Annotated in this window: 10 protein-coding genes; 5 read left to right on the top strand and 5 right to left on the bottom strand. The window is 72.0% G+C overall.

From position 1 onward, the window contains the following. Nucleotides 1-93 precede the first annotated feature (93 nt). Genes ACH4K4_RS09690 through ACH4K4_RS09700 form a run of 3 tightly spaced genes read right to left on the bottom strand, consistent with a single transcriptional unit; the run spans nucleotide 94 to nucleotide 3217 of the window. On the bottom strand, nucleotides 94-969 hold the full coding sequence (locus tag ACH4K4_RS09690) for a sugar phosphate isomerase/epimerase family protein (RefSeq protein WP_398166044.1): 876 nt from the start codon (nucleotides 967-969) through the stop codon (nucleotides 94-96). Next, nucleotides 966-2069, bottom strand: coding sequence for a dihydrodipicolinate synthase family protein (locus ACH4K4_RS09695; protein WP_398166046.1), 1104 nt, complete (start codon nucleotides 2067-2069; stop codon nucleotides 966-968). The genes ACH4K4_RS09690 and ACH4K4_RS09695 overlap by 4 nt, the downstream gene beginning before the upstream one ends. Then, the gene (locus ACH4K4_RS09700) at nucleotides 2066-3217 is read right to left on the bottom strand and encodes a Gfo/Idh/MocA family protein (RefSeq protein ID WP_398166048.1); all 1152 of its coding nucleotides are present in this window, start codon (nucleotides 3215-3217) and stop codon (nucleotides 2066-2068) included. The genes ACH4K4_RS09695 and ACH4K4_RS09700 overlap by 4 nt, the downstream gene beginning before the upstream one ends. 199 nt (nucleotides 3218-3416) lie before the next feature. Here ACH4K4_RS09700 and ACH4K4_RS09705 point away from each other — a divergent pair, with 199 nt between their 5' ends. The 5 genes from ACH4K4_RS09705 (at nucleotide 3417) to ACH4K4_RS09725 (ending at nucleotide 9604) form a co-directional block, all read left to right on the top strand. After that, a complete protein-coding gene (locus ACH4K4_RS09705; RefSeq protein ID WP_398166049.1) occupies nucleotides 3417-4589 on the top strand; it encodes a LacI family DNA-binding transcriptional regulator in 1173 nt (390 codons plus the stop codon). Nucleotides 4590-4636: 47 nt separating this feature from the next. Continuing rightward, complete coding sequence (locus ACH4K4_RS09710) at nucleotides 4637-5596, top strand: GNAT family N-acetyltransferase (RefSeq protein ID WP_398166050.1); 960 nt, start codon at nucleotides 4637-4639, stop codon at nucleotides 5594-5596. A gap of 29 nt (nucleotides 5597-5625) precedes the next feature. Then, nucleotides 5626-6435: a sugar phosphate isomerase/epimerase family protein gene (locus ACH4K4_RS09715; protein ID WP_398166321.1), complete on the top strand. Its 810-nt coding sequence runs from the start codon at nucleotides 5626-5628 to the stop codon at nucleotides 6433-6435. A 499-nt stretch (nucleotides 6436-6934) separates the two neighbouring features. Then, nucleotides 6935-8758, top strand: coding sequence for a glycoside hydrolase family 3 protein (locus tag ACH4K4_RS09720; RefSeq protein ID WP_398166052.1), 1824 nt, complete (start codon nucleotides 6935-6937; stop codon nucleotides 8756-8758). A 216-nt stretch (nucleotides 8759-8974) separates the two neighbouring features. Beyond that, nucleotides 8975-9604 carry a hypothetical protein gene (locus tag ACH4K4_RS09725; protein ID WP_398166053.1) on the top strand — a complete coding sequence of 210 codons (630 nt, stop codon included), beginning with the start codon at nucleotides 8975-8977 and terminating at the stop codon, nucleotides 9602-9604. A gap of 57 nt (nucleotides 9605-9661) precedes the next feature. On the opposite strand, the gene ACH4K4_RS09730 is transcribed toward ACH4K4_RS09725, so the two are convergent. Together ACH4K4_RS09730 and ACH4K4_RS09735 are read right to left on the bottom strand one after the other, a co-directional pair. Further along, the gene (locus ACH4K4_RS09730) at nucleotides 9662-11083 is read right to left on the bottom strand and encodes a S28 family serine protease (protein WP_398166055.1); all 1422 of its coding nucleotides are present in this window, start codon (nucleotides 11081-11083) and stop codon (nucleotides 9662-9664) included. A 183-nt stretch (nucleotides 11084-11266) separates the two neighbouring features. Continuing rightward, nucleotides 11267-15115 (bottom strand): ABC transporter ATP-binding protein, encoded by a 3849-nt coding sequence (locus ACH4K4_RS09735; RefSeq protein WP_398166056.1) that lies wholly within the window; start codon nucleotides 15113-15115, stop codon nucleotides 11267-11269. Nucleotides 15116-15186: the final 71 nt, after the last annotated feature.

Raw genomic sequence — 15186 nt, forward strand, 5'->3', positions numbered from 1 at the left:
CCCCCCGGTTCCCTCTCCCCTCGGGAGCCTGATGACAAGTACGACCCGCCCGGCCGGGGAACGGTTGCACGGATCCGGTGGGTTATTCCATCGTTACGTGGTGTGCACGAGGTGGGTGGTGAACCGCTCGACCACCTCGGCCAGCACCTGCGCCCCCGGCCGCTCCCAGAGCACCGGGTTGAAGATCTCGACCTCGACGGGTCCCTCGTAGCCGGCGGCGTCCACCCGCTCGCGGAACCACCGAAGATCGATCGAACCGTCACCGAGCTGGCCGCGCCCCAGCAGCACGCCCGCCGGCAACGGCGTGACCCAGTCCGCGAGTTGGAAGGCCGCGATACGCCCCCCGGCCCCCGCGCGGTCGATCTGCGCACCGATCGTGTCGTCCCACCACAGGTGGTACGTGTCCACGACCACGCCCACCCGCTCCGCCGGGAACCGCTCGGCGAGGTGCAGGGCCTGGGCAAGGGTGGAGACCACACAGCGGTCGGCGGCGTACATGGGATGCAGCGGCTCGATCGCGAGCCGCACGCCCGCCTCGGCCGCGTACGGCACCAGCTCCCCCAGCGCTTCGGCGACCCGTTCCCGTGCCGCGTGCAGGTCACGGCTGCCGGGCGGCAGCCCGCCGGAGACCAGGACAAGGGTGTCGGTACCGAGGGCGGCCGCCTCCGCGATGGCGGCCCGGTTGTCGGCCATCGCCTCCGCGCGCTCCTTGGGGTCGCGGGCGGTGAAAAACCCACCGCGGCACAGGCTGGTGACGGCCAGCCCGGCGTCCCGTACGAGCCGGGCCGCCGCGGCCACCCCGTACTCCTGCACCGGAGCGCGCCACAGGCCGACGCCGCGTACGCCTGCGCGTGCGCAGCCGTCGGCCAGTTCGGGCAGGGACCACTGCTTGACGGTCTCCTGGTTGAGGCTGAGCCTGGTGAGCAGGCCGTCCCGCCGCTCCGGCCCGTCTTGCCGGACGCTATTCATTCGGTACCTCCGTACACCGAGGTCAGCCGGCGCATACGGGCAGCCGCCAGGTCGGGGTCAGGGAAGAGGCCGAGGCCCTCGGCCAGCTCGTACGCCCGCTTCAGGTGGGGCAGCGAGCGCGCCGACTGGAGGCCGCCCACCATCGTGAAGTGCGGCTGGTGCCCTGCCAGCCAGGCGAGCAGGACCACTCCGGTCTTGTAGTACCGCGTCGGCGTCTGGAAGAGGTGCCGGGACAGCGCGACGGTCGGGTCCAGGAGCTTGCGGAATCCCGCCGTGTCCCCGCTGTCCAGAAGGCGTACGGCGTCGGCCGCCAGCGGGGCCAGCGGGTCGAAGACGCCCAGCAGCGCGTGGCTGAAGCCGTGTTCGTCCCCGGCGATCAGCTCGGGGTAGTGGAAGTCGTCGCCCGTATAGCAGCGCACGCCGTCCGGAAGGCGGCGGCGCAGCCGGATCTCGCGACCGGCGTCGAGCAGGGACACCTTCACGCCGTCCACCTTGCCGGGGTGCTCGGCGATGATCCGAAGGAACGTATCGGTGGCGGCGTCCAGGTCCGCGCTGCCCCAGTAACCCTCCAGAGCAGAGTCGAACATCGGGCCCAGCCAGTGCAGGACCACCGGTTCGGCGGCCTGGCGCAGCAGGTGCCCGTAGATCTCCAGGTAGTCGTCCGGGCCCTTGGCTGCCTTCGCGAGCTGCCGGGAGGCCATGACGATGGCCTGGCCGCCGGCGCTTTCGACGAGCCCCAGCTGTTCCTCGTAGGCGCCCCGGATGGCGGCCGGATCCGCGGCGGACGCGTGCAGTTGGTCCGTGCCGACGCCGCAGGCGATGCGCCCGCCGGCCGCCGCTGCCTCGGCGGCGGAACGGCGGATCAGCTCGGCGGCCGCGGGCCAGTCCAGTCCCATGCCGCGCTGCGCGGTGTCCATCGCCTCGGCGACGCCCAGGCCGTGGGACCACAGGTGGCGGCGGAAGGCGAGGGTGGTGTCCCAGTCGATGGCGGCGGGCCCGTCGGGAGTGGTGTCGGCGAACGGGTCGGCGACCACGTGGGCCGCGGCGAAGACCGTACGGGAGACCAGTGGGGCATCGGGGGCCTTCCCTCGCTCGTTCATCGCCGCAGCTCCGGTACGTCCAGACGGCGCCCCTCCGCCGACGACCGCGCTCCGAGTTCGGCGAGCTGGACGCCGCGCGCGCCGGCCGTCAGGTCCCAGCGCCAGGGTTCGTCCCGCGCGACGTGCCGCAGGAACAGCTCCCACTGTGCCTTGAAGCCGTTGTCGAAGCCGGCGTTGTCCGGGACCTCCTGCCACTGGTCGCGGAACGACTCGGCGGCCGGGACATCCGGGTTCCAGACCGGTTTGGGCGTCGCGGACCGGTGTTGGACACGGCACCCGCGCAGCCCCGCGACGGCGGAGCCTTCCGTGCCGTCCACCTGGAACTCGACCAGCTCGTCGCGGTGGACCCGCACCGCCCACGAGGAATTGATCTGCGCGACGATGCCGCCGTCCAGCTCGAAGATCCCGTATGCGGCGTCGTCGGCGGTGGCCTCGTAGGGCTTGCCGGTCTCGTCCCAGCGGCGTGGGATGTGCGTGGTGACCCGCGCCTGGACGGTGCGCACAGGTCCGAAGAGTTCGTGCAGGACGTACTCCCAGTGCGGGAACATGTCGGCCGCGATGCCGCCGCCGTCCTCCGCGCGGTAATTCCACGACGGGCGCTGTGCCTGCTGCCAGTCGCCTTCGAAGACCCAGTAACCGAACTCCCCGCGTACGGACAGGACGCGGCCGAAGAAGCCGCCCTCGACGAGGCGGCGCAGTTTGAGCAGGCCGGGCAGGAAGAGCTTGTCCTGTACGACGCCGTGTTTGACACCGGCCGCGTCGGCCAGCCGGGCCAGTTCCAGCGCTCCGTCGAGGCCGGTGGCGGTGGGCTTTTCGCAGTACACGTGTTTCCCGGCAGCAATCGCTTTCTGTACGGCCTCCTCGCGGGCGGCGGTGATTTGGGCGTCGAAGTAGATGTCGACGCTGTCGTCCGCGAGCACCGTGTCCAGGTCGGTGCTCCAGTGCTCCAGGCCGTGGCGTTCGGCCAGCGGCCGCAGCTTGTGCGCGGAGCGGCCCACGAGGACCGGTTCGGGCCAGAGCACGGTGCCGTCGCCGAGGTCCAGGCCCCCTTGCTCCCGTAGCGCGAGGATCGAGCGGACCAGGTGCTGGCGGTACCCCATGCGCCCGGTCACGCCGTTCATGGCGATGCGTACGGTCTTGCGTGTCACGGTCCGGCCCTTCTGGAGAACTCGGTCCGCGTGGCGGGCGCGCGGCGGCTGCCTGGCGCGCACGGCAAGCGGCTGACAACGGTGGGCGAGCCGACGGGAGCGCGGAGCGGCAACGCATAGCAAGCGCTTTCCATCGCGGGAGAAGCTAACCTGCGGCGGAAGGCAGGGACAAGGGGTACGACATGGGGTGGGGCGACCGATGGCAGTGACGCTGGCGGATGTTGCGGCGCGGGCACGGGTGTCGACGGCGACCGTCTCGCGCGTACTGAACGGCAACTACCCGGTGGCCGAGAGCACCCGCGCACGGGTGCTACGCGCCGTGGCCGACCTGGAGTACGTGGTCAACGGCCCGGCCAGCGCGTTGGCCGCCGCCACCTCCGACCTCGTGGGCCTCCTCGTCAACGACATCGCCGACCCGTTCTTCGGGGTCATCGCCTCGGCCGTGCAAGCCGAGATGAGCCGAGGGGTGGAACGGCGGACAGGCGGCGGCACGGGCACCCGAACGGGTGACAACGGCACGAGCCGCACGGGCGCCCCTCTCCGCACGGGCGGCGCAGGCCGCATACCGGGCGACGGTCACCGCCTCGTGCCGGCCGACGAGAAACTGGCCGTCGTCTGCAACACCGGCGGCTCCCCGGAGCGCGAACTCACCTACCTCACCCTGCTTCAGCGCCAACGCGCCGCCGCGGTCGTCATGACCGGCGGAGCGGTGGAGGACCCCAACCATGCGGCGGCCGTGGCCGCCCGGCTGGCGCGGCTCGCCGCGGGCGGCACCCGGGTGGTGCTGTGCGGCCGCCCGCCCGTACGGCCGGAGCCCGCCGTGCCCGCCCCCGTCACCCTCGCCTTCGACAACCGCGGCGGCGCCCGGCGGCTGACCGAGCACCTGATCACGCTGGGCCACCGGCACATCGGCTACGTCGCCGGGCCGGACAGCCGCACCACCACCCGCCACCGCCTGGAGGGCCACCGTGCCGCCCTCGCCGCGCACGGCGTCCCCGACCCGGCCCACCGCACCGTCCACGGCGCCTACGACCGTGCCGCCGGGTACGACGCCGCGCTGGAACTGCTGCGCAGGGACGCGGCTTTGACGGCCGTCGTGGCCGCCAACGACACCGCCGCGCTCGGTGTGTGCGCTGCCCTGCGCGACCGTGGCCTGCGGATACCCGGCGACATCTCCGTGGCGGGCTTCGACGACCTGCCGTTCAGCGCGGACGCGGCCCCGGCGCTCACCACCGTACGGCTGCCGCTGCGGGAAGCCGGGGCGCGGGCGGGCCGGCTGGCGATGGGGCGCGAAGCGCCGCCGCCGGGGGGAATCGCCACGATCCGCGCCGAGTTGATGGTGCGCGAGTCGACCTCCGTGCCCTACTCTTGACTCAGTCAACCTTGACTGGGTCAACGGTAAGACGGGGGGGGTGGGCCATGACCGGCCGAGAGGTCCAGGAGATCCGCAGGTTCAACCGCTTCTACACGAACCTCATAGGCGCACTCGACTACGGCCGCCACCTCTACACCCCGTACACCCTCACCGAGGCCCGGGTTCTGTACGAGATCGCGCACGCCCAGCGGGTGGACGCCGCCGACCTGCGGCTTTCACTCTCCCTCGACGCGGGCTACCTCAGCAGGCTGCTCGCCAGGTTCGAGGAGAGCGAACTGATCACGCGCGGCCCCTCGGAGCGGGACGGCCGGCGGCAGCGCATCACCCTCACCGGCCGCGGCCGCGCGACCGCGGACCTCCTGGAGGACCGCTCCCGCGACTCCGCGGGGACGCTTCTGAACCGCCTCTCCGGCCCTGACCGGGCACGCCTCACGGAGTCGATGGCGACCATACGGGAGCTGCTCGGCGAGGCGGGCGAGCGGCCGGAGCCGGTGCTCCGCCTACGCGGACCGGACCCCGGCGACCTCGGTTGGATGGTGCAGCGCAACGCCGTCCTGTATGCGCGGGAGTACGGTTTCGACCTCAGCTACGAGGCGCTGGTGGCCCGCATCGTCGCCGAGTACGCCGAGCGCTACGACCCGCGCTGGGACCGCACCTGGATAGCCGAGCTGGACGGCGAACGGGTGGGTGCCGTCATGTGCGTACGGGGCGGCCTGGAAGCGGCTCCAGAGGAGACGGACGGGGCGTCGCCTCACACGGCCCGGCTGCGACTGCTCCTCGTCGAGCCGGAAGCGCGCGGGCACGGTGCCGGGCGGGCGCTCGTCTCCGCCTGCGTCGACTTCGCCCGCGAGACCGGATACCGCGAGCTGGTCCTGTGGACGAACTCCGTACTGAGCTCGGCGCGCGTCCTGTACGAGCGTGCGGGCTTCGAGCTGACCGCCGAGAAGCCGCACCACAGCTTCGGCCAAGAGCTTGTGGGCCAGGACTGGCGTTTGCCGCTCTGATTTGTGTTCACATGGATCTCATGAGCGATATGCGATATGCGTTCTCGACTCTCGGAGTGCCCGGGATGCCGGTGGGCGAGGTCGTGCGGCTGGCGGCCGGCGCCGGGTTCGCCGGGGTGGAGCTGCGGGCCCACACCGAGGAACCGGTACATCCGCGCCTCGGGCTGCAAGAACGGGCCGCGGTGCGCGAGCAGTTCGCCGGAGCCGGGGTGGAGATCCTGGCGGTGTCCGGGTATGCGCGGGTGGCCGCGGCCCATGACGAGCGGGGAGAGGAGGAGCTGGCGGCGGAGCTGACCGAGTTGGTCGTGCTCGCTTCGGACCTGGGCGCGAAATTCGTCCGCGTGTTCCCCGGCGGCGCCGACCGGCCGGCCGCAGAAGCCGAGGCGGACGCGGCCCGGCACCTGGCCGCGGTGGCACCTTTCGCGGCGGAACGGGACGTACGTGTCCTCCTGGAGACCCACGACTCGCATCCCCGCGGCGCCGACGCGGCGCGAGTGCTGGGCCCGGTGGGGCACAAGAACATCGGCGCCCTGTGGGACGTACTCCACCCGTGGCGCGCCGGCGAGGCTCCGGTCGACACCTACGCCGCGCTGGCCCCTTACCTCGGCTTCGTCCAGGTCAAAGACGCTGCTTCCGCCGAGGACACCGCTCCCCTGCCACTCGGCGAGGGCGCGGTTCCGCTGGCCGACTGTCTCGGCGTGCTCGCCCGTGCCCAGTGGGACGGCTGGCTGTGCTGGGAGTACGAGAAGCGCTGGTATCCCCGGGCCGCCGACCTTCCGGCGCTGCTGAACGCGGGGCGCGAGCACCTGGAGCGGCTGGTGGCGTCGGCGACGCCCTGAGCGCGGGCGCTTCGGCACGCGCCCGCGCCTGCTCGCCAAGCGCCGCCGGTGCCGCGCTGCGCCTCCCGTAGGCGCCTCAGAAACACATCCCCCCACACCCGTACCATTTCCTCTTATTGGGCCGAACCGGGGAACCCCCCAGGCCCGCCGACCGTCAGACCGGTGTGCTGTGTGACCCCGCAGAGCGGTGTCGGCCTCGCTGCTGGCTGCGTTGCTGACCACCCTCTCCGCCGCCTGCGGCCGGCAGCACCCGCCACCGGTGCACCCCCCTCCATCGCGCCGGTGGCGGATCACCGTCAGGCCGCCCCGCGCCCGCCTCACCACGCGGCCACACGTTCCGCCGCCCCGCCTCCGCCTCTCCGCGCGCCCCGGTCCCCCGACTGGCAGAGCCGTCGAGCATTGACCGGCAAAACTTTTCCGACTATCCGTGACTTCTTGGAAGTTTCCTTCACGCCGCCGGGGCTGCTCCCGGCGAGGAAGCCCTCCGGAAGGAGCGCAGATGCACTCCAGACGTACCGTCCTGACCACCGCCGCAGCCGCCGCCTGTGCCATCGGTACGGGCGGCGGCGGCGTTCACGCCGTCGCTTCCGGCTCGCGCGCCTCCGGCGCCACCGCCTCCCGCAGCCGCCCGGCCCGGCTGGTCTCCCGGATGAACTTGGAGGAAAAGGTCGGCCAGTTGTTCGTGATGCGGGTCTACGGGCACTCCGCGACCGATCCCGACCCGGCCGACGCCGAGGCCAACCGCAAGGAGATGGGCGTCTCCAACGCGGCCGAACTGATCGCCAAGTACCACCTCGGCGGCATCATCTACTTCGGCTGGGCACACAACACCCGCGAGCCCCACCAGATCGCCGACCTCTCCAACGCCATCCAGCGGGCCGCCGCCGCACAGCGCGTACCTGTACCGCTGCTGATCTCCACCGACCAGGAGCACGGAATAGTGGCCCGCATCGGCGCGCCCGCCACGCTCTTCCCCGGCGCGATGGCGATGGGCGCCGGCCGTTCGCGCGACGACGCCCGCACGGCCGGCCGTATCGCGGGCGAGGAGTTGTACGCGATGGGCATCCGGCAGGACTACGCGCCGGTCGCCGACGTGAACGTCAACCCGGCGAACCCGGTGATCGGCGTACGGTCCTTCGGCTCCGACCCGGAAGCGGTGGCGCGGTTGGTCGCCGCCGAGGTGCGGGGGTACCAGAGCGCGCGGGTCGCCGCGACGGCCAAGCACTTCCCCGGGCACGGCGACACCGACACCGACAGCCACGTCGGCCTGCCGTACATCCGGCACACGGCCGAGGAGTGGGAGCGGCTGGACGCGCCGCCGTTCCGGGCGGCCATCGCGGCGGGCGTCGATTCGATCATGACGGCGCACATCGTCGTCCCCGCCTTCGACGCGAGTGAGGACCCGGCCACACTGTCCCGTCCGATCCTCACCGGCATTTTGCGCGAACGCCTCGGCTACGAGGGCGTGGTGGTGACCGACTCGCTCGGCATGCAGGGCGTGCGTGACAAGTACGGCGACGACCGGGTGCCGGTGCTCGCCCTCAAGGCGGGCGTCGACCAGCTGCTCAATCCGCCCGACATCGCCATCGCCTACGCCGGCGTCCTCAAGGCGGTACGGACGGGCGAGCTGGCCGAGCGCGACATCGACGAGAAGTTGCTGCGCATCCTGCGGCTCAAGGAACGGCGTGGGCTGCTCGACGATCCGTACACGACGCACCGCGCGGTCGACCGCACGGTCGGCACGCGGCGGCACCTGGCCACCGCGGACCGGATCGCGGACCGCACCACGACGCTCCTCGTCAACGACGGCGGTCTGCTGCCGCTGTCCCGGCGTGCGCAGCGGCGGCTGCTCGTGGCCGGCGCGGACCCGGCGTCGCCGTCCGGGACCGGCGGACCGCCCACCAAGGTCCTCGCAGAAACCTTCAATCAGCTCGGTTACACGGCTACCGCGCTGTCCACCGGCACCGCACCCACCCAGGAGCAGATCGACCGGGCGGTGGCGGCGCTCGGCCAACAGGACGCGGTGGTCGTGGCGACGTACAACGTCACGGCGGCCTCGTCACAGCGCGCGCTGGTCGCGGCGCTGCTCGCCACCGGCAAGCCGGTCGTGCAGCTGGCCATCCGCAATCCCTACGACATCGCGCGGTTGCCGGGCGTACGGGCGTCGGTGGCCGCCTACTCCTGGGCGGACGTGGAACTGCGGGCCGCGGTACGGGTGATCGCCGGGCGGCGCGATCCGGAAGGGAAGCTGCCGGTTCCGGTGATGCGTGCCGATGCGCCGGGCGCGGTGCTCTACCCGCTCGGGCACGGTCTCTCGTACTGAGCGACGCGGCAGGCCGAACGTTTCAGCGGGGCTCCGACCGGAGCCCCGCACGACTTACGTGGCACACGCCCGTGCGGCCCCCGTACCGCGAGCCCCGCAGCGGTGCGTACTGCGCGGCCCGTACCCGGAGCGCAATGCGTCCGTTACGCCTGGCGTGCGCCCGAATGCGCGGGACACGCTGTGCGTACACGCACCGGGGGACGCAGGGGGGCCGCGATGCGCGGGATCGGGTGGCACGGCGGCGGTGCCGCGCTGGGCTGCGCGGCAGCCACGTTGCTCCTCGTGACGCTGCCCGCCTGCCAGCGCGACGGCAGCGGCAAGGCGGCGAACAAGGACGGCGGCCAGAGCGCGTCGCCTTCGCCCGCCGGCACGTTCCTGGCCCGCGGAACGTGCAGCACCCGCGGGCGTACCGTCTTCTACGAAGTGTCCTGCCGCAGCGAGAAGGCCGCGGCCCAGGTCCTGGCGCGGTACGACGGCCCGCAGTCACAGGGCCCGCTGTGCCCGGACCGCACGGACTTCGTCCTGCACATCAGGGAGCACCGCCCGGATTCCGACGAGAACGGCGACGGTTCGGTGCCGCAGGGCTACGCCTGCATGCGCAACCTGGACCCCCCTCATCCGGGCGACCCGGGCGCGGGTGGCGGCCCGCGCACCATCGTCGGCGACTGCGTTCGCACGCTGCGTGAGGGCCAGGTGAAGGAGACCGCGTGCGACGCGGCCGGGTCCCGAGCGCCGCAGTTCAAGGTGACGGCGGCGGTCCGTACCCGTGCCGCCTGCCCGGCCGACACAGCCCTGTACATACAACTGGGCGGCGGGGCACCGATCGGGTGCGCCCGCCGCCTGTGACCCGGCCGGGAGAACGACACAGTCCCCCGGACCGGGCCGCCGGTCAGCCGTCCCGTGTCACGGGCGCAGCATCGACATCTCCGTCACGTCGCGCTTGTCCAGCTTCTTGTCGAACGGGGCCTGCGGAGTCGCCTTGGCGCCCTCCTCGACCTCGACGCCCGCCCAGTCGAGCAGCTCCTCGGTCGCCTTCTTGCGGTCGGCTTCCTTCAGCTTCGCGATGTTCGCACCGTGGTTGCCGCCTGCGACCTTGAAGACGTACGAGTCCTCGGAACCGGAGCCCAGCCGGAACGGCTCGGCGCTCCACGGGTCCCACTCGCCGTTGACGAACATCATGCGCTCGGCGTCGTGCCGGACCCACCGGTCCACGTCGCGCATGACGTTCTTCTGGAAGTGCATCGGGATGTCGCGCGGGACGAAGGTGCGCGAGTTGTTGATGCCCGGGTAGTGCAGCAGGTCCTTGAGGTGGTCGTACTTGTAGCCGGGCTCGCCGAGCTGGGTGCCCGCCTGGTAGTAGTACGGCGTGTTGGCCTCAAGGCCCTGGTCGGTGTAGCTGTCGAAGCCGCCGATCTTGTCGATCCACTTCCACAGTTCGTCCGTGGTGGCGGTCTTCTTGGGCACCTCGGCACAGGCCGTCGCGGCCGGCTGGTACTGCCAGAAGCCGAACACCAGGTCCGTGACGAGGACCTCGTACGCCTTGTCGGCGTTGCCGACGACCTTGAAGGTCTTCTTGTTCTCCTGCGCCCACTTCGTGTAGCGGTTGACCATCTCGCCGCGGCGCAGCAGCGCCTCGCGCTCCAGCGTCGCGAGGTCGGACCGGCACTGTGCCGTGCCGACGGTCTTGAAGAACCGGTCGTAGGCCGAGTCTTCGTTGTTGTCGACGTCGTTCGGCGCGACGTAGGCGACCGTGCCGTCCATGTCGTCGGGGAAGAAGCGGCGGTAGTACGTCGCCGTCATGCCGCCCTTGCTGCCGCCGGTGGAGATCCAGTTCTGGTCGTAGATCCGGTGCAGTGCCTTGAAGATGCGGTGCTGGTCGTTGGCGGCCTGCCGGATGTTGAGCTTGGTCCAGTCGGCGGGCTGCGGCCTCGACGGCGTGAAGAAACGGTACTCCATCGACACCTGGTTGCCGTCGATGATCTGCGTCGGCTCACTGCGCCGCACTTCGGTGCTGACGTTGTAGCCGGAGGTGAAGAAGACCGTGGGCCGGTCGACGGACTTGTGCAACAGGGTCAGCCGCTGCTGGAAGGTCCCCTTGGAGGGGTGCTGGTGGTCGATCGGCTGGGTGTAGTTCAGGACGAAGAAGCGGTAGCCGTCGGCCGGCTTCTCCTGGACCAGACTCATCCCCGGGATCGCCAGGATCCGGTCCTTGATGTCGGTCGCCTTCGGCTTGGCGGCGGTGGCCGCCGTCGCCGACGCCGTGCCCGCACTCGCCGTGCCTATGAGCACCGCGAGCGACAGCAGGCATCTGATGGCCTTGCGCATTGCACCCTCCCCTTGGGATAGCAAAGGTCTGGGTGAACCTATCGGCGCGGCAACAGTCCCACCAGCCCCCTCTTTTGCGGAGCGGGGGCCGGTGGTCCGGTTTGTACGGGAGCCGGTGGTTCGGCCGTTCCGGAACCGGTGCCGGGCCGGTCCGGCGGCCGTCGGCCGGCCGGCTCCGGGGCCTCAGGCCGCCACCGATTCCTCCTCGCCCGTGAACGTGCGCCACAGTTCGGCGTACCGGCCGCCCCTGGCCAGGAGCTCCGCGTGGGTACCGTCCTCGGCGACCCGGCCGTGGTCGAGGACGACGACCCGGTCGGCGCGGGCCGCGGTGGTCAGCCGGTGTGCGACGACGAGCGTCGTACGGCGGCCGGCCAGCCGGTCCGTCGCCTCGTTGACGGCGGCCTCGGTGGCCAGGTCGAGGGCGGCGGTGGCTTCGTCGAGCAACAGGATGTCGGGGTCGACGAGTTCGGCGCGGGCGAGCGCGAGCAGCTGGCGCTGGCCGGCGGAGAGGTTGCGGCCGCGTTCGGCGACCTCGTGGAGGTAGCCGTCGGCGAGCCCGGCGATCATGTCGTGCGCGCCGACGGCGCGGGCCGCGGCCTCCACCTCGGCGTCGGTGGCGTCCGGCCGCCCGTACGCGATGGCGTCGCGTACCGTGCCGGCGAACAGGTAGGACTCCTGCGGTACGACGCCGAGGCGGTGCCGGTAGCCGGTCAGGTCCAGTTCGCGCAGGTCCGTGCCGTCGACGCGGACGGTGCCCGCGGTCGGGTCGTAGAACCGCGCGACCAGCTTGACCAGGGTCGACTTGCCCGCGCCGGTCTCGCCGACGAAGGCGACGGTCTGCCCTGCCTCGATGGTCAGGTCGATGCCGGAGATTGCCGTGACGTCGGAGCCGTCGGCGCCTCCGTACCGGAAGTGCACGTCGTCGAAGGTGATCTCGCCGGCCAGTTCGCCGACCGGGCGGGGCGCGTCGGCCTGCGGTGTGGCGGTCGGTTCGCGCAGCAGCTCCTGGATGCGGCCGAGCGAGACGGCGGCCTGCTGGTAGCCGTCGAAAACCTGCGAAAGCTGCTGTACGGGGGCGAAGAACAGGTCGATGTAGAGCAGGTAGGCGACCAGCGCGCCCGCCGTGAGCGTGCCCTCGCCCACCCGGCCCGCGCCGACGATCAGGACGAGCGCGGCGGCGACGGAGGACAGCAGCTGGACGAACGGGAAGTAGACGGAGATCAGGAACTGGCCGCGGACCCGGGCCGCGCGGTACGCGTGGCTGCGCTCCGCGAACCGGTCGGCGCCGCTGCGCTCGCGGCGGAAGGCCTGCACGATGCGCAGCCCGGCGACGCTTTCCTGGAGGTCGCCGTTGACGGCGCTGATGCGTTCGCGGGCCAGTTCGTACGCCTTCACGCTCTGCTTGCGGAAGAAGTACGTACCGATGACCAGCGGCGGGAGGGTGGCGAAGACGACCAGGGCCAGCTGGACGTCGATGACCAGGAGGGCGACGAGGATGCCGAAGAAGGTCAGGACGGAGACGACGGCGGTGACCAGGCCGGTCTGCAGGAACGTGGACAGGGCGTCCACGTCCGTCGTCATCCGCGTCATGATCTTGCCGGTCAGCTCGCGCTCGTAGTAGTCGAGTCCGAGGCGCTGGAGCTGCGCGAAGATCTTGACGCGCAGCGAGTAGAGGACGCGTTCGCCGGTGCGGCCCGTCATCCGGTTGGAGCCGATCTGGGCGACCCACTGGGCGAGCACGACGAACAGGGCCAACCCGGCGGCCGTCCACACGCCCGCCAGCTGCGCGCGCCGTACGCCGTCGTCGATGCCGTGCCGGATGAGGACCGGCAGCAGCAACCCGGCCACCGCGTCCACGGCGACCAGCGCGAGGGCGAAGGCGAGCGGGCCGCCGAAGCCGCGCAGGAGCCGCCGCAGGCCGTAGGACTTCTCCGGGCGCGCGGCCCGCTCCTCGTCGATGTCGGGGGTGTCGGTCGCCGGCGGCAGCGCGGCGACCTGGGCGAGCAGTTCGGGATCGGCGGGCGTGCCGGGGGCGGCGTCGGGGGTCGCGGCGGTCTGGCCGGGTTCCCTGTCGGCGCGTACCCACAGGTGCGGGGTGACGCCGTCGACCCGGTGGTCAGGGGCTGCCGCGGCCGGAGCGGCGCCGGGGTACGCCGTGGCCGGGCGCTCCAGCAGGCCGTTCGCCGCGGCTTCGCCGCCGAAGCCCGGGCGGCCGGCGCGGTCCGGCGCGCCTCCGGACCCGGCCGGGGCCGCTGCCTCGTCCGCCGGGCCGTCTTCGGCCGCGCCCAGCTCCTCCGGGTCGGTCAGCAGCCGGCGGTACAGCTCGCAGCGCTCCTCCAGCTCCTCGCGCGTACCGATGTCGACCAGCCGGCCGCCGTCCAGGACGGCGACGCGGTCGGCGAGGGCGAGCGTGGAGGCCCGGTGCGCGATCAGCAGCGTCGTACGGCCCGCCATCACGCCGCGCAGCGCCGCGTGGATCTCGTGCTCGACCCGGGCGTCGACGGCGGAGGTCGCGTCGTCCAGGACCAGCAGCCGGGGGTCGGTGAGGATCGCGCGGGCCAGTGCCACCCGCTGGCGCTGGCCGCCGGACAGGGTCAGGCCCTGCTCGCCGACCTCGGTGTCGTACCCCTCCGGGAGGGCCGATATGAAGCCGTCGGCCTGTGCGGCACGCGCGGCGATACGTATCTGCTCGTCGCTGGCGTCCGGCGTCCCGTACGCGATGTTGTCGCGGAGGGAGTCGGAGAAGAGGAAGCTGTTCTCCGGTACGAGGCCGATGGCCGCGCGCAGCGACTCCAGGGACAGCTCGCGGACGTCGTGGCCGCCGACCAGCACCCGGCCCGCGGTCACGTCGTAAAAGCGCGGCAGCAGGAGCGAGACGGTGGACTTGCCGCTGCCGGACGTGCCGACGACGGCGACGGTCTCGCCGGGCTCGATGCGCAGCGAGAAGTCCTCCAGGACGGGACGGCCGTTGCCGTAGCCGAAGGAGACGTGCTCGAACTCGACGGTGGCGGGCGCGTCGGCGGGCAGTTCGCGCGCTTGCGGGTGCTCCTCGATGACCGGCTCGGTGTCGATCAGTTCGAAGACCCGCTCCACGCCGGCGCGGGCCTGCTGCCCGACGGTCAGCATCATCGCGAGCATCCGCACCGGGGCGACGAGCTGCGCGAGGTAGGTGGAGAAGGCGACGAAGGTGCCGAGGGTGATCTGCCCGTTGGTGGCCAGCCAGCCGCCGAGCGCCAGCATGGCGACCTGGCCGAGGGAGGGCACGGCCTGGAGGGCGGGGGTGTAGCGGGCGTTGAGACGTACGGTGCGGAGCCGGCCGGCGAAGAGGCGGCGGCCGGCCGTGCGCAGCTTGCCGGTCTCCTGCTCCTCCTGGCCGAAGCCCTTGACGACGCGTACGCCGGAGACCGCGCCGTCGACGACGCCCGCGACGGCGGCGGCCTGCCCCTGCGCGTACCACGTGGCGGGATAGAGGCGTTTGCGGCTGCGCTGGGCGATGAACCACAGGGCGGGGCCGACGGCGAGCGCGACGACGGTGAGCAGCGGTGAGAGCACCACCATCACGACCAGCGAGATCGCGAAGAGCAGCACGTTCCCGATCATCATCGGCAGCATGAACAGCAGGCTCTGGATGAGCTGGAGGTCGCTGGTGGCGCGGCCGACGACCTGCCCGGTGCTCAGCTCGTCCTGCCGGTGCCCGTCCAGCCGCGCGATCGACCGGAACATCCGGGTCCGCAGGTCGTGCTGCACGTCGAGCGCCAGCCGACCGCCGTAGTAGCGGCGTACGTACGTCAGCGCGTAGACCGCGAGCGCGGCGACGACCAGCAGCGTCGCCCACGGCGCGAGCGGCCGTTCATGGCTGACGATCACATCGTCGATGATCAGCTTCGGTACGAGCGGGACGAGGGCCATCACGGCCATCCCCGCGAGCGACGAGCCGAGCGCGAGCAGCACGTCCTTCTTGTACTGCCAGCACAGGCGCGTCAACCGCCGCGCCCAGCCCTGTCTCGCTGATTCGGACCCCGTCCCCGTCACGCCCTGCCTCCCGCGTTTCGTCGTTCACCAGGAGGCAACAACGCCGTGGGCAGCGGATTTCATCCCGTCGC

This window comes from Streptomyces sp. NPDC017529 (genome assembly GCF_044329785.1).
GTDB lineage: Bacteria > Actinomycetota > Actinomycetes > Streptomycetales > Streptomycetaceae > Streptomyces.